Annotated in this window: 19 protein-coding genes; 15 read left to right on the top strand and 4 right to left on the bottom strand. The window is 73.1% G+C overall.

What is annotated here, in order from left to right; all coding sequences use genetic code 11:
• Nucleotides 1-111 precede the first annotated feature (111 nt).
• Nucleotides 112-1,473: an acyltransferase family protein gene (locus tag ACU6P3_RS31610; protein ID WP_447195205.1), complete on the top strand. Its 1,362-nt coding sequence runs from the start codon at nt 112-114 to the stop codon at nt 1,471-1,473.
• Here ACU6P3_RS31610 and ACU6P3_RS31605 read toward each other — a convergent pair.
• Nucleotides 1,379-1,831, bottom strand: coding sequence for a DUF6114 domain-containing protein (locus ACU6P3_RS31605; protein WP_447195204.1), 453 nt, complete (start codon nt 1,829-1,831; stop codon nt 1,379-1,381). The two genes, ACU6P3_RS31610 and ACU6P3_RS31605, sit on opposite strands and share 95 nt — an antisense overlap.
• A 2-nt stretch (nt 1,832-1,833) precedes the next feature.
• Nucleotides 1,834-2,475 (bottom strand): DUF6230 family protein, encoded by a 642-nt coding sequence (locus tag ACU6P3_RS31600; RefSeq protein ID WP_447195203.1) that lies wholly within the window; start codon nt 2,473-2,475, stop codon nt 1,834-1,836.
• Between the two features lie 599 nt (nt 2,476-3,074).
• Between ACU6P3_RS31600 and ACU6P3_RS31595 the strand changes: the two genes are divergently transcribed.
• Together ACU6P3_RS31595 and ACU6P3_RS31590 are read left to right on the top strand one after the other, a co-directional pair.
• A complete protein-coding gene (locus tag ACU6P3_RS31595) occupies nt 3,075-3,743 on the top strand; it encodes a Tat pathway signal sequence domain protein (RefSeq protein ID WP_447195202.1) in 669 nt (222 codons plus the stop codon).
• Between the two features lie 437 nt (nt 3,744-4,180).
• Nucleotides 4,181-4,495: a hypothetical protein gene (locus ACU6P3_RS31590; RefSeq protein ID WP_447195201.1), complete on the top strand. Its 315-nt coding sequence runs from the start codon at nt 4,181-4,183 to the stop codon at nt 4,493-4,495.
• A 212-nt stretch (nt 4,496-4,707) separates the two neighbouring features.
• Here the strand turns inward: ACU6P3_RS31590 and ACU6P3_RS31585 are convergent, their stop codons facing one another.
• The gene (locus tag ACU6P3_RS31585; protein WP_447195200.1) at nt 4,708-6,756 is read right to left on the bottom strand and encodes an FUSC family protein; all 2,049 of its coding nucleotides are present in this window, start codon (nt 6,754-6,756) and stop codon (nt 4,708-4,710) included.
• 591 nt (nt 6,757-7,347) lie between these two features.
• Here ACU6P3_RS31585 and ACU6P3_RS31580 point away from each other — a divergent pair.
• The 12 genes from ACU6P3_RS31580 (at nt 7,348) to ACU6P3_RS31525 (ending at nt 19,330) form a co-directional block, all read left to right on the top strand.
• A complete protein-coding gene (locus ACU6P3_RS31580; RefSeq protein ID WP_447195199.1) occupies nt 7,348-8,340 on the top strand; it encodes a hypothetical protein in 993 nt (330 codons plus the stop codon).
• 409 nt (nt 8,341-8,749) lie between these two features.
• Nucleotides 8,750-9,598, top strand: a complete 849-nt coding sequence (locus ACU6P3_RS31575; RefSeq protein ID WP_447195198.1) for a metallophosphoesterase family protein — start codon at nt 8,750-8,752, stop codon at nt 9,596-9,598.
• Nucleotides 9,595-10,287 carry a 4'-phosphopantetheinyl transferase family protein gene (locus tag ACU6P3_RS31570; RefSeq protein WP_447195197.1) on the top strand — a complete coding sequence of 231 codons (693 nt, stop codon included), beginning with the start codon at nt 9,595-9,597 and terminating at the stop codon, nt 10,285-10,287. The genes ACU6P3_RS31575 and ACU6P3_RS31570 overlap by 4 nt, the downstream gene beginning before the upstream one ends.
• Before the next feature lie 14 nt (nt 10,288-10,301).
• Nucleotides 10,302-10,679, top strand: coding sequence for a GvpU-like protein (locus tag ACU6P3_RS31565; RefSeq protein WP_030740098.1), 378 nt, complete (start codon nt 10,302-10,304; stop codon nt 10,677-10,679).
• Between the two features lie 308 nt (nt 10,680-10,987).
• The gene (locus ACU6P3_RS31560; RefSeq protein WP_447195196.1) at nt 10,988-11,425 is read left to right on the top strand and encodes a hypothetical protein; all 438 of its coding nucleotides are present in this window, start codon (nt 10,988-10,990) and stop codon (nt 11,423-11,425) included.
• A gap of 123 nt (nt 11,426-11,548) precedes the next feature.
• Nucleotides 11,549-13,426, top strand: coding sequence for a glycoside hydrolase family 15 protein (locus ACU6P3_RS31555; RefSeq protein WP_447195195.1), 1,878 nt, complete (start codon nt 11,549-11,551; stop codon nt 13,424-13,426).
• Nucleotides 13,427-13,581: 155 nt separating this feature from the next.
• The gene (locus tag ACU6P3_RS31550) at nt 13,582-14,358 is read left to right on the top strand and encodes a VOC family protein (RefSeq protein ID WP_447195194.1); all 777 of its coding nucleotides are present in this window, start codon (nt 13,582-13,584) and stop codon (nt 14,356-14,358) included.
• A 711-nt stretch (nt 14,359-15,069) separates the two neighbouring features.
• Nucleotides 15,070-16,683, top strand: coding sequence for an ATP-binding protein (locus ACU6P3_RS31545; RefSeq protein WP_447195193.1), 1,614 nt, complete (start codon nt 15,070-15,072; stop codon nt 16,681-16,683).
• Between the two features lie 2 nt (nt 16,684-16,685).
• A complete protein-coding gene (locus ACU6P3_RS31540) occupies nt 16,686-17,096 on the top strand; it encodes a roadblock/LC7 domain-containing protein (RefSeq protein WP_030740114.1) in 411 nt (136 codons plus the stop codon).
• Nucleotides 17,093-17,458: a DUF742 domain-containing protein gene (locus ACU6P3_RS31535; RefSeq protein ID WP_030740116.1), complete on the top strand. Its 366-nt coding sequence runs from the start codon at nt 17,093-17,095 to the stop codon at nt 17,456-17,458. The genes ACU6P3_RS31540 and ACU6P3_RS31535 overlap by 4 nt, the downstream gene beginning before the upstream one ends.
• Nucleotides 17,436-18,047 carry a GTP-binding protein gene (locus ACU6P3_RS31530; protein ID WP_447195192.1) on the top strand — a complete coding sequence of 204 codons (612 nt, stop codon included), beginning with the start codon at nt 17,436-17,438 and terminating at the stop codon, nt 18,045-18,047. Before ACU6P3_RS31535 ends, ACU6P3_RS31530 begins: the two co-directional genes overlap by 23 nt.
• A gap of 26 nt (nt 18,048-18,073) precedes the next feature.
• Nucleotides 18,074-19,330 (top strand): cytochrome P450 family protein, encoded by a 1,257-nt coding sequence (locus tag ACU6P3_RS31525; RefSeq protein ID WP_030740120.1) that lies wholly within the window; start codon nt 18,074-18,076, stop codon nt 19,328-19,330.
• 76 nt (nt 19,331-19,406) lie between these two features.
• Here ACU6P3_RS31525 and ACU6P3_RS31520 read toward each other — a convergent pair whose 3' ends face one another.
• Nucleotides 19,407-20,243, bottom strand: coding sequence for an AraC family transcriptional regulator (locus ACU6P3_RS31520; protein ID WP_447195191.1), 837 nt, complete (start codon nt 20,241-20,243; stop codon nt 19,407-19,409).

Here is a 20,243-nt window from a genome sequence, read left to right as displayed (position 1 = left end):
CCCCGTAGCCCCGACGTCCGGACGCCCGGACGGCCCCGGGCCCCTGACGTTTCTTCCTGAGTATTCGATGAGGAACGGCGTGCGCCCGCGCTGTGTGGGCACGCGCTGTCCATGGAGAGCACACGGACCACGGAAGTGACGGGTGGTGGCGCGGACGCCACCACCGGGGCGGCCGACCTCGGCGAGGAGGAGGGCCGGACGGACAGATCCGGTGCGGACGGCACCGTACAGCTGGACCGGCGGGCCGGTCGCGACGGCGACCGGCCCGCTCCCGCGCTCGAACTCATGCCGGTACGGGGCCGGCCCGCACGGGGCGGCCGCGGGTTCCCCTCCGCGGCGGCCGGCGGCCGGGTCCGCGGCGTGGACGGGCTGCGCGCCCTGGCCGTGGCGCTGGTCATGGTCTACCACTTGGCGCCGGGCGTACTGCCGGGCGGCGCCCTGGGGGTGGACATCTTCTTCACCATCAGCGGCTTCGTGATCACACGGCTGCTGCTGGTCGAGTTCGCCCGGACCGGCGACGTGGCGATGGGCCGGTTCTACCTGCGGCGCTGGCTGCGACTGGTGCCCGCGCTGCTGACGGTGTGCGCGGTGTGCGCGCTCCTCGCTCTCACCACCGACCTGCCGTCCCTCGACCAGGCGTGGACGGCCGTCGTGCTGTCCGCCACCTTCCTGGTCAATATCGTCAGGGCCGCCCAGCCGGGCGTCTACTCCAGCGACACCTCCCTGCTCTCGCACACCTGGTCACTCGGTGTGGAGGAGCAGTTCTACCTGCTCTGGCCGCCCCTTCTGCTGCTCCTCCTGCGCCGGGTGGGGGCGCGGGCCGTGCTGATCGCCACCGCCGCGCTGTGTCTGCTCCCCGTGCTGTGGCGGCTCACACTCTGGTCCGAGACCGCGGCCCACCGCATCTACAACGGCACCGACACCCGCGCCGACCAACTGCTGATCGGCGCCCTGCTGGCCCTGGTGGTCGCCCGGCTGCACCGGGAGGACCGGCTGCTGGCCGCGCTGGCGCGGTGGTCGGGGCGGCTGGCCTGGCCCGCACTCGGGGTGCTGGCCCTGATCGTCTGGCAGGTGCCGCTGACCGGTGCCAGCGCGTGGACCGCGTCCTGGTACACGGCCGGCTTCCTGGTGGCCGCCATCCTGTCCGCCGTACTGGTGGCGTCGCTGGAGCTGCGGCCCCGTGCGTGGCTGACCCGGGCGCTGTCCCTGACGCCGCTGGTCTGGATCGGACAGAACCTCAGCTACGGCCTCTACCTGTGGCACTACCCGCTGAGCCGGCTCTCCGCCGACGTGGTGGCGGAGCCGTGGCAGGGGACGGCCACGGTCGTGGCCAGCATCGCCGCCGCGCTCGCCTCCCACTACCTGGTGGAGCGTCCGTTCAATCGCCTGGGGCGCTCGCACGCGGCCCGCGGCGCCGCCGACGGCGCGGTTCCTGGTCGGGCAGCCAGCCGAACGCCAGACAGCTGCCGATGAGGCCGAGAAGCAGTCCGACGAAGAAGCCGCCCAGGTTCGAGGTCACCCAGGTGCCCAGGGAGACGAGCACGCCGACGACCGAGTAGAAGAGCCGCTGTCCCGGGTTCGCCAGCAGCAGGATCCCGCACACGGCCATCACCACCGGCAGCAGATAGGCGGCGATGCCGCCCGCGCCCGCCTGGAGCACGACCGAGATGGACGCCTGCTCGGTGAGCAGGATCTCCCCGCCGCCGAGCAGGAGCAGCAGACCGCCCCAGAAGGGGCGGCGGCCGCGCCAAACGGAGAAGCCGCTCGGCGGGCGGCGGTCCCCGGCCGGGACGGTGGTCCCGGCCGGGGGTTCCTGGTGCGCGGGGGCCACGCTCAGCAGCCCTTCGAACTGAACCTGAGGTTGAGGTCGGGCAGCCGGAACTTGACGGCGGTGGTCGCCCAGTTGGTCTGCCGCAGCTTGGTGATGGTGACCTTGTCGGCCTGCTGTCCGAAGACGCCGAGGGGGCCCTTGACGCCGGCTTTGGTGAAGGTGCTGGCGTCGCCGCCGATCTCGATGTTGTCGAAGTCCGCGGTCTTGCCGGTGAGCACGGTGGAGTCGGTGGTCAGGTCGGTGGCGGTGACGGGGGTGCCCTTGCCGCCCGCGGTGATGTGCAGATAGGTGCCACCGAGCTCGACGCTCTGGCACAGCTTGGTCAGCTCCGCTTCCTTGATCGCGGAGACCACGACGAGGACCTGGCCGCCGGTGTCACCGGCGTTGGGGCTGTCCTCCGCCATCTGGTCCATGCCGCCGAACTGTTCGAACCCCCGGCCCACCAGGCGTTCCGCGGTGACCGTGAACGGCATGCCCGAGATGGCGAACTGAGCGGCGATGGCGCCCTGTGCGGTGAGGACGACCAGGGTGGCGGCCGCCGCGAACGCCGGGACGGCCATGAGAGCGGAACGGCGCAGCCGCACCCTGCCCCGCAACTGTGGTCTCTGGGGCGGTTCGCCGCCGGTGACGTCGGACAAGGCCATGGGCTGCTCCTGAAGACGGTGTGGTGCACAGTGAGCTTGCGCGGCGAGGTCCTGGCGCGGACGACTCCCGGCGCCGACGGGTTCCCCCGGGGGTGCCGGCGCGGCCTTGGGAGTCGACGGTAAGTTACTCCCGCGTAGTAGCCGGGTCAACTACCTTGTGAAAATTGGGTGTTGATCAGGTGTGCGGGTGGGTCATGACACCACGCCGACCGGCGACGCCGCCCGACGTGCTCGGGCCGCGACACCGCTGACGTCCGGGTACCGCCGGTAACTTCCCTCGGTCACTTTGGCCGCGAAGCCTTGACCGGGTATGCCGGACAGGTCTACAACCCTCTTGGGTTTCCCCCGTGCCGCGCTGGTCGGCGGCGCGGACCGGGTCCGTGGCGCCGGGCCTGTTCCGCGTCCCCACGCATGCCCCGCTGCCCCGAGCCGCCCCGGCTTCGCTCCGGTCTCCTCCGTAGGTCCGCTCCCGCGCCACCCGCGCCCAGCCGGCGCCGGACAGCCTCCTTCACGTCCGGCCGGCCCTCACCGGCCGGCCCGGCCGTACCCGGCGCCGTCACACGGGCGCCTCCACCTTGACACGCGAAAGGGACTTCGCCATGGGTGTACGACGCACTGTTCTCGCCGCCGGATGCTCCACCGCGATCACCGCGTTACTCGCCGCCGGACCGGCGTTCGCGACCGGGGCGGGCCCCGCCGCGGGCAATGTCCTCACCCACGGCGGCGCCGGCGGTTCCGCCGTCGCCGTCGGGGACACGCTCACCTCGTCACTGAGCCCCGGTTCGACCGTCGCGATCCGCACCACCTCCGGCGGCTCGACCGGTATCACCTGCACCACCTCGTCGTTCACGGCCACGGTCACGGCCAATCCCACGGCCCCGGGCACCGCCACCGAGTCACTGACGGCCCACACCTTCGGTGGCTGCACCTCCAACATCGTGGGCACGACCGGGGTGCAGAGCATCACGGTCGACAACCTGCCGGCCAACACGACCGTCTCCTCCAGCGGCGCGCTCGTCGTGGGCGCCGGGGGCTCGGTGCGGACCACCGTCAAGCTCAACACGATCCTCGGCGTGACGACCTGCACGTACAGCTCGACGGGCATCAACGGCACGACGTCCAACACGGACAACTCCATCACCTTCGCCAACCAGCTCTTCAGCAAGGCGTCCGGCCCCATCACCTGCCCGTCCACCAGCTACTTCTCCGCGAAGTACGGCCCGGTGAAGGACACCGCCCAGTCCGGCAGCCCGGTCTTCGTCAACTGACCGGCCACTGACGCGAGACGTCCCCCGGAAAGCCGGCCCGGCCTTCCGGGGGACATGGCCGGTGCGCCGACGCGGGCCCGTCAGGACGACACGAGGCGCCGGCCGGCGCCGGCCGAACGCTCTGGTCAGCGGTGCCCGAACCAGCGGGCCGCGGGCGGTATCCGCCACCAGCACGGGCTTGCCGGACCGCGCCGGGACGTCGTCCGGATCGGCCTGGAGACCGGAGAGCGGGCCGTGCCGGCAGCCGTAGGCCGTGGTGCGCTCGTGCCCCGGGTCAGGTCCGCGCGGGCCTGACCCGGAAGTCGGGGGTCGGACGTACCGGCCGTGTCGTACGCGTCGTCGTGCCGGGTGACGGCGGGGCGCTCCGCGGTGAGTCGGCGTCATCCTCGTCGTGTCCCCCCTCCCCCCCCGTCCGCCCCTACGTCACCACGGCCGGCGTGCTGTGGCTCGCCTGCATCGCCGCAGCCGTCCAGGCCCTCGGCCACCACCGGCCCAGTGATGTGCTGGGGTCAACACTGCTGGCCTGCGTCTGCTACGGCCTCGCGGCCCGGCTGCCGCCCACCGCGGCCGCACCGGACGTCGCCCTGGCACTGTCCGCGGCCGTCGCGCTCGCCGCCGGCGTACGGAGCGACTCCCTCGCGCTCTCATTGGTCGACGCGGCCGCGGCCTTCGTGTGCGCGGCCCTGCTCCGGTACATCGCGACGGAGGGGCCCGCACACGCCGCACGCCGCACACGCCCCGCAGTGGGCTGACCACCCGGCCCGCTCCCGGCAGTACGCCCGTACCGCCGGCAACGTCATCACCTGCCACGTCGGTGTCCCGCCGCACCTGGCCGGCGTTGAGCCTCGGCGGCGTCGACCGCCGAGGCCGCTCGCCGACGCGGTGGAGGCGGTGGAGGCGGTGGGGAAGGCAGCCGGACGGCGGCTGTCGGGTGCGCACCTGTCGGCCGCCCCCGCCTCGGGGCTCAGGCGGCCGTCGTCAGGCTCCGGATGCCGTCCAGTTGGGTCATCACGTCCCGCAGCGACCGGCAGTGACGTGGCGCCTCCGGCAGTTCGGGGAGCGCCGTCACACGGCCGCTCTCCAGGATGTCGGCCATCTCCGTCAGCGCCGTGGTCACCCGGCGCACCTCGTCGGCCGTGGGCATCGGCACGCCGTGCTCGACCCGTACGGCACAGACGGTGGCGGCGTCCACGATGCGCTCCGCCCGGGCCATCACGGCGAGCCAGTCGTGCCGGTGGGCGCGGCGCGGGCCCGGCAGCTCGGCCGCGGCCGTCTCCGCCACCGCGCGGGCCTCGGCGAGCGCGCGGTAGGCCGCGTGGCGCAGCTCGACGGCGGTGTCGTCCGTACCGCGCGGCGCGCCGGGGGCCTGGAGCACATGGCGCAGGTAGCGCTCGGTGCCGCGCAGCGCGACGGCGAACCGGTGCCCGACCCGCACACGCGGGTCCGTCAGCTGCGGCAGGTGGCCCACCAGCAGCACGATGGCGCAGGCCAGCGCCGTGTCCAGGAGCCTGGAGACGGTGGCCGTGGTGTCACCGAGCGCGTACACGAACGACAGCACGAGCAGGGTCACCACCGCGGTCTGGAACCCGAAGTGCCGGGTGGCCACCGGGATCAGCGCTCCGCCCGCGACGACCAGGGCGATCAGCCACCAGGTGCCGCCGAGCAGCGACGCGGCCAGGGTGAACGCGAGCACGCCCGTGGCGGTGCCCGCGACGCGGTTCACCACCCGGGAGAACAGCGGGCCCAGGTCGGGCTTCACGAGGAACGCCGCCGTGGCCGGGAGCCAGTACCAGTGCGCCTGGTGCAGGCTGAGCGCGACGGCGGCCGACGCGGCGACACAGAGGGCGACGCGCAGTCCGTTCTCCCGCTGGGCGGGAGAGGCGATCCTGCCGGGCCACGGCCGGACCGGCGGCCGCGCCGGGCGTGCTCCGGGGACGACCGCGCCGGTGCGCACCGGCGTCCCCGGCCGTCCTTCGTACGGTCCCGCTCCGCCCGCGGCCCGGCCGGGGCGCTCCGTGCGCCCGGTCCCGGGGCGGGACGGCGCCGTACGGTCGAATGTCACCGCGGCGGCCAGCAGGGCCCGGTCGAAGGCGTCCCGCTGGACCGAGTCGGAGGCCGGACCGGCGAGCGCGCCGGGGGTGCCACCGGTACGGACGGCGGCGGCGAGCCTGCGCGGGCCCTCGGCCACCCGGCGGGGCAGCGGCCTGCCCTCCCAGAACAGCGCGACGCCCGCCTCGCACAACGCGGTGGCCGCACCATAACGCCGGGTGAGCGCGTCGGTCCGAGTGTGTCCGGTGCCGTGCCGCCGCCCGGGCCACGGCAGCAGCCGCATCAGGCGCAGCGCCTCGTCGGCGCGGTGCTGGGCGGCGGTCAGCCGGCGCCGGGCGGGCTCGGCGTCCGGGCCGCCTACGGCGTGGAGCGCGTCGGCGAGCGCGTCCAGGACGGCGGCGACGGCCTCGCGCTCCCCACCGTGCCGACCGCCGCTCCGACGCGGGGCGCGCAGCACGATCCTGAGCAGCAGCAGCCAGCAGGCGCCGGCCAGGAAGCAGAGGGCCTTCAGCCAGGCGGCGCCGGGGATGGGCATCCCCGCGCCGATGGCCGCGGCCACCAGCAGTTGCATGGCGGCGGCCGACCACACCGGTCCGGCCACGCTGAGCGCGCCGGAGAGCCAGCCCAGCGCGAAGAGCGCGGGCACGGCGATCCAGCGGCCGCCGGCCTCGCCGAGGAGACCGCCGCACAGCAGCCCGAGGCAGCCGGCGACGGCGGGCAGACCGATGTGCACCGCGCCGGTGCGACGGGTGCCGGGGCGGTCGTTGACTCCGGCGAGCATCGCGCCGAGCGCGGCGAGGACCCCGGCGCTCTGCTGTCCGCTGAGCAGCCCCAGGGCGAGCAGTGGGCCCGCGCTCAGGGCACCGCGCAGCACGGCGGTCCGCGGGATGGGTGCCGAGCGCCAGCGCAGTGGGTGGGCGAGCCAGGCGGGTACGGAACGGCGGAGGGATGAGGGAGCGTGCACGAGCCTCCTTGTACGACCGGTCACGGAGAGCGACATCAGACCGGCGGGCAGCGGCGACCGCGTCCTACGACGGTAACAGTCCGGTTGTACGTCCGAGCTGCCACGGCGTTACGGGCGGATGACAACAGATCCGGGTGCCCGGGCGTCCGGCACCCCATGCCATGTCACGGGGCGGGCGGAGGGTGTGCGCGTGGTCACACCGCGACGGACGCGCCATCCGCACACCTGTACGCCTTCCAAGCGTTTGGCCACCGCGCGGTGTGTTTCCCCGTCCCCACGGACCACGACCTCGAACCCCCGGACCTCGAACCTCGAACCTCGAAGCGCCGAGCGCCGAGCACCGAGCACCGAGCACCGACGCGGCACTCCGCGGCGGTTGCCACTGCCCCTCAGCTGACATCACGTCACCTCACCTTCATACACCTCGTGCTTCTCGTCGGCCCCGGTTCCGGTGTAAGTGGTGTGCTTCGGTGCGGGAAGGGAGTACGTTCATTCGTTACCGGTCACAACGCAACAGACTTTAGGCTGTTGTGCACCGGCCACCGACGCCAACACCGGTGGCACCGACGAGAGGGCGACACCATGACATCCGTGTCCGGAACACCGGGCAGCATCGAATCCACCACCGAGATCCTGCGGGACGAACTCCCCCGCCTGGAACAACATCAGCAGTCGCTGGAACAGGAACTGGCCAGCGTCACCTCGCGACTGGACTCGGTGCGCACCGCGCTGGGCGCGTTGAGCGCGCTCTCCGGTCAGCCCGAGTCGGCGGACGCGGCGGACGCCCCCACCGACACCGCTCGGCCGGCGGGCGGAGCCGGTACGGACGCCGGCACGCCGACCGGGAGGACTCCCACCGACGGCACCGTCGGTGTGACGGCCGGGGCGGAACAGGCCGCCGAGGCACCCGCCGCCACGGCCACGGAGCTTCCCGCGCAGCGGCCGTCCGCCGAGGCGTCTCCGTCAACTCCCGTACGCGGCAAGGGCCGTAGGGCCACCCCGGGCGCCGCCGGTGACACCACGGCCGCCCGGTCCGGCCGCAGGGGCACGGCGGAGGAGGCCGCCAAGGACAGCAAGCGCCGCCCGGCGAAGAAGGCACCGGCCGCGGGGCCCGCGAAGTCCCGTGCCACGAAGAAGCCTTCCGCCCCGGCCCCGGAGCGCAAGTCAGAGACCAAGCGGCCCGAGGCCAAGCGCGCCCCCGCCCCACGCGGTGCGGCCAAGCGGACCACGACCGCCCCGGCGGCCGCCGTGAAGACCCCCACCAAGACGGCCGCGGCCAAGACCGCCACCAAGACCGCTTCCGCCAAGGCCGTCACCGCCAAGACGGCCGACAGCAAGGCCGTGAGTTCCAAGGCGGCGGACAGCGGGGACGGCGACACGCAGGCAGGCCTGACCGAACAGGTGCTCGCCGTGCTGGCCGCGGCGGGCGGCAGCCCGGTCCGTGCCCGCGATGTGGCCGAGGCCCTGGACCGCGACCAGACGCCCGGCAGCATCAACGCCGTGCGCAGCACACTCGACCGGCTCGTCGGCTCCTCGCGGGCGCACCGGGCCGGGCGTGGGCTCTACCAGGCGCCCCGGAGCTGAGCAGCGCCGGCACCGGCGACCCGAGCGCGGCCGCCGCGCCCCGTGTCCGCCCACCCCCCATCCGGGCCGACGGTGACCGCGTCACCGTCGGCCCGGACGCGTCTGACCGCACCCGTGGGGCCCGGCGCCGCCGCCACCTGGTCATCGCGCGCCACGCGGATATGATCGGTGGTCATGGAGCCCGGGCGGACCCCCGCACACCTCAGGTGCGGCGAAACAGGTGCGGCGAACTCACAGCGGCACACGGCGCGTTCGTACCCTCCGCACACCCCGGCTCCCCTGTCCACGCCACGCACGGACCTGTTCGTGTCCACGGACGCACGGGCCCGTCGGTGCCCGGGGGTGTACGGCCCCCGTCCCGCACCGGACCGGCGTCCGCTCCCGACCGCCCCCGACGTTGAGGATCACCGTGCCCGACGGAAGACTCCTGGCTGTCAGCGATCTGCACATCGCCTACGACGAGAACCGCGCGCTGGTCGAGGGGATGCGGCCGCACTCCGACCAGGACTGGCTGATCGTCGCGGGTGATGTGGCGGAGAAGTACGCCGACATCGAGTGGGCACTGCGTCTGCTCGCCGGTCGTTTCTCCCGCGTGCTCTGGACGCCCGGCAACCACGAGCTGTGGACCCATCCGAAGGACCCGTGCACACTGCGCGGCGAGGAGCGCTACCTGCGCCTGGTCGAACTCTGCCGGGAGCTGGGGATCGTCACACCGGAGGATCCGTATCCCGTGTGGGAGGGCGCCGGCGGACCGGCGGTGGTGGCACCGCTGTTCCTGCTGTACGACTACACCTTCCGGGCACCCGGTACGACCACCACCGCCGACTCGCTGCGGGTGGCGGCCGAGGCGGGAGTGGTCTGCACCGACGAGTACTTCCTGCACCCGGACCCCCATCCGGGCCGGGACGCCTGGTGCCGGTCCCGGGTCGCGGCGACCGAGCGCCGGCTCCGGGCTCTCGACCCGTCGTTGCCGACGGTACTGTTCAACCACTACCCCTTGGTGCGTGAGCCGACCCGGATCCTGCGCCACCCCGAGTTCGCGCAGTGGTGCGGTACGGAACTGACCGCCGACTGGCACGTGCGCTTCCGGGCCGTGTCGGTGGTCTACGGACATCTGCACATCCCCCGGGTCACCCGTTACGACGGGGTGCGCTTCGAGGAGGTCTCGATCGGCTATCCGCGCGAGTGGCGACCGCGTCCGCCCCGGGAACCACTACGGCGGATCCTGCCCCTGCCCGAGGAGCTGGATCCACGGTGATCGGCGGCATACTGCCGGACTGGGTCGCCGCCGAGGCCGCGTACGACGACCCCGAGGGCGATCCGTCCGACGAACTGTTCCCGCAGGAGCGGGCGCTGATCGCCCGGGCGGTGCCCAAACGGCGGCGCGAGTTCACCACCGTACGGTTCCTGGCCCGGCGCGCCCTGCGCCGGCTGGGCGAGGCCCCCGTACCGCTGCTGCCCGACCGGCGGGGCGCGCCGTCCTGGCCCGCGGGCGTGGTGGGCAGCATGACGCACTGCGAGGGCTACCGCGCGGCGGTGGTGGCCAGATCCCCGCGCACCGCCGCGGTGGGCATCGACGCGGAACCGGACGCGCCCCTGCCGGAGGGGGTACGGGACGTCGTCACGCTGCCGGGCGAGCGCGCCCGTCTGGAAGCGCTGGCCGCGCGCGATCCGCGGGTGAGCTGGGACCGTCTGCTCTTCAGCGCGAAGGAGAGCGTTTTCAAGGTGTGGTATCCGCTCACCCGGCGCGAACTGGACTTCACGGAGGCGGAGATCGAGATCGATCCGTCGGACCGGACCTTTCTGGCCCGGCTGCTGGTGCCCGGGCCGGTGATCGGCGAGCTACAGGTGACTCAGTTCCCGGGCCGTTGGATCGCGTCGCGCGGTCTGGTGGCCACGGCCATCCACATCGGGACCGCCCCGCACACAGGCACCGGGCCGACGTAGTAGAGTCGGCGCCCATGTCGAAGCCTGATCATCTGCTTGTTGACATCGCCATCGCGGTGGAGTCCGAGCAAAGTAATCAGATGTCCCTCACCGTGGTCGTCCCGGGCGGCGTCATCACGGGACGGCTGGCTCCCGAGTCGGTGTGGCGCGAACGCGTGGCGGAGGTGCTGGCGGACTCCGAACGGCTGAGGTCCTTCTCCGCCATCTTCACGTCCCCCGGCGGCGGTCCGGCTCCCCGGGACCACGACGAGCCGCCCACCCATCTGCACTTCCACGTCGCACGCATCCTCCAGGGGAGCGTGGGCATTCCCGAGACCGGCGGCATGTACCGCATCGCCATCAAGGACGTGAGCGCCTGGACGGTCGGGGACTTCAGCTACTCCGACGGCTGAGCCGCCCGACGCGGTCCGGCGCCGCGTGCCCGCCCTCCCGCCCCGGTACCCCGACGGTACCGGGGCGCTTTCCGTCCCCGCGGCCACGGAAAGCGGCCCGGCCCGGCTCGTCCCCGGCTCGTCCCCGGTCCCTTCCGGCTCGGCCCGCCCCGCCCCGCCGGTAAGCGCTCGCGGAATCGGCGAGAGCGCTGGTGAACACGGCGGCGGCGATCTCCGTATGACTCTGGACAGCATCCGCCGTACCGGCCGGACGCGCGGCCTTCCCGCCGGGGTCGCGCGCTCGCCCCGAGACCCAGAGGATCCAGCCCATGAACGACTCCATGACCGGCCATGCCGGCCCGCCTGTCCAGGCCCTTCCCGGAGGCGAGGCCGAACTCCGTCTGGTGGTCCGCCTGGAGTGGGAGGACGTGGCCGCGCTGGGGCAGGAGGCCAGCCGGCTGGCCGCGCAGATGAAACGTCCCGTCAGTCTCGACGAGGCCGCGAGCCACCGGCTGCGTTCCCGGACCACGCACCGGGCGAAGCCCGCCCAGGACTGGCCCGTCACCTCCGCGTCCTCGACGGGCTCCGGGGCGGCCACCGCCGCCACCGCCCCGCCCGCCGTGACGGCCGCCCCGCCCCAGGCGGCCGCACCGGCCGGGATCTCGTCGCCGGCCGCGCGCACACCCGGCGAACACGCCAGGCAGGCGATCGAGAAGATCAACGGCACGGCCGGTGTCCCGCACACGGGCGGCCAGACGTCCGCCTGAGCCGGGGTCCGGCCCGGCCTCACCGGCACCGGAACGGGCACCCGCGTCGGCACCGCCGGCGCCACCGGCGCGACATCCCGGTCCGACGTGCGACGAGAGGGCCGGTGCGGGAGACTCGACAGGATGAGGGACGACGACCGAGCGGCCGGTCCCGGGCCCCGGGGCGAGCCGGACGACACGTACCTGCCGATCGCCGAGCACGGCCTGATCGGGGATCTGCGCACCGCCGCGCTGGTGGGCACGGACGGCCGCGTCGACTGGTTCTGCGCGCCCCGTTTCGACTCCCCCAGTGTCTTCGGCTCGCTGCTGGACGCGGAGCGCGGCGGCTGCTGGTCGATCGAGCCGGTGTGCCAGGTCGCGACGCACAACCAGTTCTACTTCCCCGACACCAACATCCTCATCACCCGCATGCTCACCGCCGACGGCATCGTGGAGGTCCAGGACTTCATGCCGATCCGGCGGGAGCGGGACCCGGACCACCGGCAGCGGCTGGTGCGGCGCGTGGTCAACGTCCGCGGCCGGATGCGCCTCGCGGTGCGGGTCGCGCCCCGGATGGACTACGGCCGCGCGAGTCACCGGGTGGAGCGGACACCGGACGGCGTGCGGTTCACCGCTGCCGCGCTCACGCTCTCGCTGCGGGCCTCCGTCCCGCTGGAGACGGACGCCGGCGACGTCCGGGCGGAGTTCGACCTCCCCGAGCGCGCGTCGGCGCTGTTCGTGCTCGAAGCCGCCGACGATCCGATCAGCTGTGCCACGGGCGTGGTCGACGCGGTGGTCGCCGAGGAGCTGTTCGAGGCCACCGTGGCCTTCTGGCGCCGCTGGCTGCGCCAGTCGACGTACACCGGCCGCTGGCGGGAGATGGTGCACCGCTCGGCGCTCACCCTCAAGCTGCTGACCCACGAGCCGTCCGGTGCGATCGTCGCCGCGCCGACCCTCGGACTTCCCGAGCTGGTGGGCGGCGCGCGGAACTGGGACTACCGCTACGTGTGGATCAGGGACGCCGCCTTCTCGCTGTACGCGCTGCTCCGCCTGGGGTTCACCCAGGAGGCCCAGGCGTTCATGGACTGGCTGACCGAGCGGCTGCGCACGGCGGGGGACGGCCACGCGGGACCGCTGCGGGTGATGTACTCGATCGACGGAGCCGAGCGGCTGCCGGAGGAGACGCTGGAGCATCTGGAGGGCTACCGGGGCTCGTATCCGGTACGGACCGGCAACGACGCCGGTCTCCAGCGCCAGCTGGACATCTACGGGGAACTGATCGACTCGGTCTACCTGTTCAACAAGTACGGCCCGGGGATCTCGCACGCGAGCTGGATGGACCTGTGCGCGATCCTGGACTGGCTCATGGAGCACTGGGACACCCCGGACGAGAGCATCTGGGAGACCCGGGCGGGGCAGCAGCACCACACCTATTCACGGCTGATGTGCTGGGTGGCCGTCGAGCGCATGATCCGGATGGCACGGCAGCGCGGCCTGCCCGGGGACCTGGGCCGCTGGACCACCGTCCGGGACCGGATCTACCACCAGATCATGGCGCGCGGCTGGGATCCCCGGGCGCGCGCGTTCGTCCAGCGGCTGTCCGCCGACGCGGACAGTCCGCCACCGGACATCCTGGACGCCTCGCTGCTGCTGATGCCCATGGTCAAGTTCGTCTCGCCGGCCGACCCCCGCTTCCTGTCCACCGTCGAGGCCATCACCGGCCGGCTCGTGGCGGACAGCCTGGTCTTCCGCTACGACCCGAAGGAGTCGCCGGACGGCCTGCTGGGTACCGAGGGCACGTTCTCCATCTGCTCGTTCTGGCTGGTGGAGGCGTTCGCCAGAACAGGCGACGTGGAGCAGGCCAGGCTGGCGCTGGAGAAGATGTTCACGTACGCCAACCACGTGGGCCTGTACGCGGAGCAGATCGGCATGACCGGCGAACACCTGGGCAACTTTCCGCAGGCGTTCACGCATCTCGCCCTGATCAGCTCGGCGATCAACCTCGACCGCGCCATGGGCTGAGGGGTCCGGCCCCTCCGCGCTCCCGGCGGCTCCGAGGCGGCGGCTCCGAGGTGCGGGGCGGCACGGCTGGGGGAAGCATGGCATCCGGGCCCGGGCCACCCCGGACAGGGGCCGACCGGGCAATCCCACCACGGCGAAGGGAGCGCGGCACAGTCATGGCGGCGTCACGTCACCCCGTACTCGGGGCTCCGTGCTGGGTGAGCCTGATGGCCCGCGGTCTGGAAGCCGCCCAGGACTTCTACGGCGCGGTCCTCGGCTGGACCTTCCGTCCCACCCGGCTCGGCGAGGAGTTCACCGTGGCGCTCTCCGGCGGGGCGCCGGTGGCTGGCATCGGCGCGCTCGCCTCCAGCCTCCAGACCGCGGTCGCCTGGACGCCGTACTTCGCCGTGGCGGACGCGGACCTGACGGCGGCACGCATCCGTGAGCGGGGGGCGACGGTCGCCGTCGGCCCACTGGCGATGCCCCCGGGCCGGGCCACCCTGGCGGCCGACCCGGACGGGGCGGTGTTCGGATTCTGGGAGGGCCCCACGGCCCGCGACTGGTCGGTGGGGCGGGGAAGCGGGCCGGCGTGGCTGGAGTTGCGCACGCGCGACGCCTTCGCCGCCGCGATCTTCTACGGACAGGTCCTGCTGTGGGGCGCGGAGGACCGGGAGAGCTGCGAGGTCCACTACGAGAACGAGGAGGTGCTGGTGCGCGACGGCGCGCACACGGTCGCGGCGCTGCGGGGCGGCGCGATCGAGAGCGCCCCCGACCCCCGGATCAGGCCCCGCTGGCGGGTGTTCTTCCGGGTGCCGGACGTCTCGGCCGCGGCCGACGCGGCGACCGCCGCCGGCGGCCGGGTCGTCGATCCGCCGGCCGCCTCGCGCTTCCCCGAGGAGGCCACACTGCGCGACCCCGACGGCGGCCTGTTCACGGTCGTCACGACGGGCTGACGGCCGGCCCGCGTCGGGGCCGCGCGCCGGCCGGGCCCGGACGGCGGGCCCGGCCGGCGCCGACGCGGCCGGGAACCGGCGGCCGGAGCCGTACGAGGGGCGACAGACGTCCGCACCGGCGCGTTTTTCCTTTCCGTTTCCCGCCGTCGGTGATTCGTGTACCCCACTGCCGATACGGAGCCTTTCCCGGCGGGGCGCGTTTCTCCGCACACGAGGCCATCCGGCATATTCCATAAACGCGCCCTCGCACTCGCCGGACGTGCCCCCGCACAGAAATGGACGTTCCTCAGGGGCTTTTGCCTTCTCTTTATTCTCATGTCAACCATTCCGCCCACCATCACCCTGGGAACAAAAAGGCGACTCGATCTCCATCCCCCTGAGACCTCTGCCGAATGCACCGGCCGGGCGTCAATTCCCGTATCACAACTCCCGGGATGTGATGTCCGCGCGGTCGTCCCGGGGATACGATCCCCCAACAACTTCTGGTGAAGAGATAGCTGATCGAATGATCAAGTCGCATGGCCCTGATGAGACCGACAGAGCCCACCGCCCGGCACACTCACACCCGGCAGCAGCCATATCGCTCTTTCGTCGTCCGTGGCCCCGCGAGTCCTCCGTGAGTTACCCCGTGAGTTCCTCCGCGAGTTCCCCGTGACGCTCTCCGGGCGATATCCGACGGACCACGATCGTCAGCCGAACCGAAGGTTTTCCATGGCACGTTCTCCCGCGGCCACTCCGCCGTTCCCCAGGTCACGGTGGCTCTGGCCGGCAGCGCTGCTCGGCGCCCCCGCCGCACTCGCCGGATCGGCGCTCCTCCTCGCCCCGCTCTCCACCGGCCCCGCTCTGGCCTACGGCGCCCTGACCCCGGTGGTGTTCGCGGTCCTGTCCGCGCTGCGGACGCGGCACCGGCACGCGGAGTCCGATGTGGCACGGTGCCGGGCCGAGATCCGGGAGCGGGAGGCGGAGGCGGCCCGGCGCGAGGCCGACTGGCGGGCCCATGTCGCGCGGTGCGCCGAGCAGCAGGCCGACGTGGTCCGGGAGGAGGTCCAGCACCTCGTCAAGGAACGGCTCCCGGCGGCGCTCGACCGCGCGGAGGTCCCGCCGTCCCTGCACGGCGGGGAGCGGCTCGGCGACGCGGTGGCGGAGTGGTTCGACCGGCTGCTCGCCGAGATCTCCGACGCGGTCGCCCACCGCGACGAGTCCCGCCGGCTGGCCCTGGTGGAGCTGGCGAGCCGGGTGCAGACCTCGGCCCACCGCATCCAGGCCGCGGTGACCGGGCTGGCGGACCGTCATCCCGGCGACCCGGACCTGCTGGAGACCACGATGCGGGTGGACCACGCGGCCACCCAGCAGGCCCGCCACGCGCAGAGCCTCAAGGTGCTGTGCGGCGAGTGGCCGGGGCAGCAGTGGCAGAAGCCCCTGGCCATGGTGGACGTGGTGCGGGCCGCGTCCGGCCGGATCGTGGCGTTCAACCGGGTCGAGGTCACCGGTGACCCCGACGTCGGTGTCACACCGTCGGTGGTGGAGCCGCTGATCCATCTGCTGGCGGAGCTGCTCGCGAACGCCACCGAGTACTCGCCGCCCAAGACCAGCGTGCCGGTGACGGTCCGTACCGTGCAGCGCGGGGCGGTCATCGAGGTGGACGACGGCGGGCTCGGGATGGACGAGTACCGACTGGCCGAGGCGCGCGAGATCGTCTCGGGCCGCCGGCTGCTCGGCGTCGGCGAGGTCGGCGAGATCCCGCAGACCGGGTTCGCGGTCGTGGGCCGCTTCGCCGTCCGGCACGGATTCGACGTCGACCTGGGCCCGTCGCCGTACGGCGGTATCCGCGCGGTGGTGCTGGTGCCGGCGGACGTGCTGGAGACCCTCGCCCCCGCCGGCACGGCGGTGCCCGGACCGCTCGCCCACCGGACGGTCAGGGTGCCGCAGCCGGCCCCGGCGCCCGACGAGCCCTTCCCGCCGGCCGGTCCCACGGTGCTGCCGAGACGGGTCACGGCCGCCGCGCCCCCGCCCGGTTTCCCCGACGGTCCGGTGTCCCCCCCACCGCTCGTCCCGCCCCGGCAGCGGCCCGGGCCGGCCGCCGACCCGGAGGGGAACGCCGGCCGGAAGCTGCCCCGACGCCGCTCGCGGCGAGACGAATACGCTCCCGCGGTCGCGGTGGCCCCCACCGCCGTCACACCGCCGGGCACACCGGAGGAGGCCGGTGACTGGATGGAACAGTTCTTCGAGGGTGGCCGGTCCGCTCCAGGGACCGGCTCCCTTCCCCACGAGGGCCAGGACGGCCCTTCCTCTCCCACCGCCGATTCCCCGGAAGGACAGAGCTGAGCATGAGTTACGTGGAAAATCCGGAGCAGCGCGGCTGGATGATCGCCGAGGTGGCCGCGGTGCCCGGAGTGCGGGAGGTCATCGTCTTCAGCGCCGACGGGCTGCTGCTGGCGAGCTCGGACGGGATGGACCGGGACTCCGCCGACCGGCTGTCCGCCAACTGTTCGGGGTTGCAGTCCCTCGCCCGCAGCCTCGGACGGGAGTTCGGCGAGGACGGCGGCGCCGTTCACCAGCAGATGGTGGAGTTCAACGGTGGCTTCCTGTTCATGCGCAGCGCGAACGGCGCGCATCTCGGGGTGGTGACGGGCCCGGTGGTGGACCCGAAGCTGGTCGCCCGGCAGATGCAGGCGCAGGTCATGCGGTTCGGCGCCGGCAATCTGAGCAGTCCGCCCCGACGGGAATCGGCTCGGTGAGTGGGCCGGACGGTGAGTACGCGGCGAGTGCGTTACGCCCCTATGTGATCACCAAGGGGCGTTCGCGGCCGACCCGTAACACCGTAGGCATCGAGGCCCTCCTCATCGCGGCCGATCCGCCGCGCGAGCTGCCGGTCTCCGCGACTCGGGAGGAACGCGCCCTGGTGCGGATGTGCGAGCGGCTGCTGTCCCTGGTGGAGGCCGCCGCCCATCTCGAACTGCCGGTGAGTCTGGTGAAGGTGCTGGCTTCCGACCTGGTCGACAGCGGGCATTTGAACGCCCGTTCCAGCATCCCCCAGGCCGTTCTGCCCGAATCGCAACTGCTTCAGGAGGTACTGGATGGTCTCCGTCGGCTCCGCTGACCGCTATTTGCCCGACACGGTGCAGCAAGCGGTCAAAATCCTCGTCGTGGGCGCGTTCGGCGTGGGGAAGACGACGCTGGTCGGCTCCGTCAGCGAGATCGAACCGCTGCGCACCGAGGAGGTGATGACCGAGGCGAGTGTCGGTGTGGACGATCTGGCCGGGATGCACACCAAGACCACCACCACCGTCGCCATGGACTTCGGCCGGATCACCCTCAACTCCCGCCTGGTGCTGTATCTGTTCGGCACACCGGGGCAGCGGCGGTTCTGGGATCTGTGGGACGGGCTCGCCGAAGGTGCCCTCGGGGTGCTCGTCATCGTCGACACCCGCCGACTGGAGGACAGCTTCGACGTCCTGGAACAGCTGGAACTGCGGGGACTGCCGTTCACGGTCGCCGTCAACCAGTTCCCGGACAGCGAGAGCTACGGGGCCGACGAACTGCGCTGCGCCCTGGACCTGCTGCCGGACACACCGGTGGTGATGTGTGACGCGCGCGAACGCGCCCCTTCCGTGAACGCGCTGATCAGTCTCGTCGAGTTCGTCTCCAGCACCCTCGGTGCCGTCCGGGCGAGGGAGACCGCCTCATGAACGGCGGGAACGCTCCCTCGGCCGACCTGCCGCGCACACCGCCCCCGGGGTGCCCCGCACACTCCCCTGACGGGCTGCTCCCGCTGTCCGTGGCGACCGGCGCGGTCGACCCGCGCACGATCTACCGGCAGCTGCGCGAGCAGTGGGGCAACGTGGCCAAGGTGGAGCTGGAGCCGGGCGTCACCGCCTGGCTCGTCATGGGGTACCGGGAACTGCTGACGATCACCCGCCAGGAACAGCTCTACTCGCGTGACGCCCGCAACTGGCGCGACCTCGGCGAGGGGATCGTCTCCCCGCAGTCGGGTCTGCTCCCGATGATGGCGTGGCGGGCCAACGTCGTCGGCGCCGACGGTCCCGAGCACCGGCGGCTGCGTCAGCCCCTGGACGACGGTGTCGCCCGGATCGACCAGCGCAGGACGCGGCTGCGGGTCGAATCGCTGTGCACGGAGCTGATCGCGGAGTTCTCCCAGCACGGCCGGGCCGACCTGGTGAGCGAGTACGCCTCGATTGTGCCGCTGCTGTCCATCGCCACGTTGTTCGGCCTGAACGACGCGGAGGGCAAGGAGCTGCGCCGCGCGGTCACGGCGCTGTTCGGCAGCGCCGGTGACTCGCAGGCCGGCAGCCACCATGTCGAGGAGTTGCTGATCGACATCATGCGCGAGCGGCGGGCCCGGCCGACCGACGATCTGGCGACGGCGTTCGTCAACCACCCCAATCTCGTCAACGAGGCGGAGCGGCTCCAGACGATGGTGGTGATGATCTCCTCGGGCACGGAGGGGGTCAACGCCTGGATCTCGCACGCGCTGCGGCTGATGCTCACCGACCCGCGCTTCGCCGCCCGGCTGCACGGCGGCCGGCTCGGGGCGGACGACGCGCTGGACGAGGCGTTGTGGCGGGACCCGCCGATGAACAACATGCCGGCCCGGTACGCGCTGCGCGACACGGAGCTCGGCGGACGGCTCATCCGGCGCGGAGACTGCCTGGTCCTCGGTATCGCGGCCGCCAACGACGATCCGGCGATCCGCGCCGACGACAGCCACGGCGAACCGGGCAACCGCGCCCATCTGGCGTTCTCGGCGGGTCCGCACGTCTGTCCCGCGCAGGTGCCCGCCCGGCTGATCACCCGTACCGCCGTCAACACCGCCCTGCACCTGCTGCCCGACATGCGGCTGTGCATCCCGCCCGAGCAGGTGGCGTGGCGGCTGTCGCCCTGGACCAGGGTCCCGGTCTCGCTGCCCGTGGAGTTCTCCGCGGCCCGGATCCCGATCCGGGCCCCGCGATAGGGCCCCGGACGTACGCCGGCGTGCGGTACGACGGCGCGTGTGCGACCGGCGCGTGTGCGACCGGCACGGGAGTCGGTCAGGCGCGGCGGAAGACGCCGGGGGTGACGCCGTAGACGCGCTGGAACCAGCGGCTGAAGTGGGCCTGGTCGGCGAAGCCGGCGGCGGCCGCCGCGTCGGCGGCTCCCACGCCCGTACGCAGCAGTTCGCGGGCGTGGCGCAGGCGCAGTTGGCGCTGGTACTCGCTGGGGGCCAGGCCGTATTCGGCGCGGAAGGCGCGGTAGAGGGCGAACCGGCTGCATCCGGCGGCCTCGGCCAGCCGCTCGGCGGTCACCGTTTCCCGGTAGGTGTCCTCCAGGAGAGCCCGGGCCCGGCGGGCCGCCAGGCGTCGCGCGCCGTCGCCCGGCTCGCGGGCGGATGTCGCGGGCGACGGGGAACGAGCGCCGCGGCGGGTCATCGCGAGGACCGCCGCGGTCAGCCGCTCGTCCCGGACCAGCGGGTCGGCGGCGCCGGTCAGGGCCCCGTGCAGGCGGGCCAGCAGGCCGGAGAGCAGGGGGTCGGCCAGCACCGGCTCCGGGAACAGCGGCAGGGCGCCGGAGCGGCCGTCGGTGGCGTCGGCGGTCACGTCCCGTACGACGGACGGGCCGATGTGCACGATGCGGTAGTGATAGCCCAGTTCCGCGGCGGCCCGGCCGTCGTGGACGTCCTCGGGGTTGAAGGCCATCACCATCCCCGCGCCACTGGTGTGGGCCGCGCCCCGGCAGTGGAAGCGCTGCGCGCCGGCGTCCGTGATCCCGAAGGAGTACGTGTCATGGCTGTGCGGCGAGTACACGTGATCCACGAAGCGCGCACGCATGGCCTCCACGGGACGGTCCCCGTCCCGCCAGTACCGCACCCGGTTCCTCTCCGTCGCCAT

It is taken from the genome of Streptomyces hebeiensis (genome assembly GCF_052983195.1).
The sequence above is the reverse complement of the archived record's forward strand: the minus strand, read 5'-3'. Positions and strand labels throughout refer to the sequence as shown.

Bases quoted from the DNA above. Each gene is read 5' to 3' on its own strand.
- ACU6P3_RS31595 (WP_447195202.1), top strand. From the start codon at position 3,075: ATGGGTGTACGACGCACTGTTCTCGCCGCCGGATGCTCCACCGCGATC.
- ACU6P3_RS31600 (WP_447195203.1), bottom strand. From the start codon at position 2,475: ATGGCCTTGTCCGACGTCACCGGCGGCGAACCGCCCCAGAGACCACAG.
- ACU6P3_RS31610 (WP_447195205.1), top strand. From the start codon at position 112: ATGGAGAGCACACGGACCACGGAAGTGACGGGTGGTGGCGCGGACGCC.
- ACU6P3_RS31565 (WP_030740098.1), top strand. From the start codon at position 10,302: ATGTCGAAGCCTGATCATCTGCTTGTTGACATCGCCATCGCGGTGGAG.
- ACU6P3_RS31545 (WP_447195193.1), top strand. From the start codon at position 15,070: ATGGCACGTTCTCCCGCGGCCACTCCGCCGTTCCCCAGGTCACGGTGG.
- ACU6P3_RS31555 (WP_447195195.1), top strand. From the start codon at position 11,549: ATGAGGGACGACGACCGAGCGGCCGGTCCCGGGCCCCGGGGCGAGCCG.
- ACU6P3_RS31550 (WP_447195194.1), top strand. From the start codon at position 13,582: ATGGCGGCGTCACGTCACCCCGTACTCGGGGCTCCGTGCTGGGTGAGC.
- ACU6P3_RS31540 (WP_030740114.1), top strand. From the start codon at position 16,686: ATGAGTTACGTGGAAAATCCGGAGCAGCGCGGCTGGATGATCGCCGAG.
- ACU6P3_RS31520 (WP_447195191.1), bottom strand. From the start codon at position 20,243: ATGGCGACGGAGAGGAACCGGGTGCGGTACTGGCGGGACGGGGACCGT.
- ACU6P3_RS31560 (WP_447195196.1), top strand. From the start codon at position 10,988: ATGAACGACTCCATGACCGGCCATGCCGGCCCGCCTGTCCAGGCCCTT.
- ACU6P3_RS31530 (WP_447195192.1), top strand. From the start codon at position 17,436: ATGGTCTCCGTCGGCTCCGCTGACCGCTATTTGCCCGACACGGTGCAG.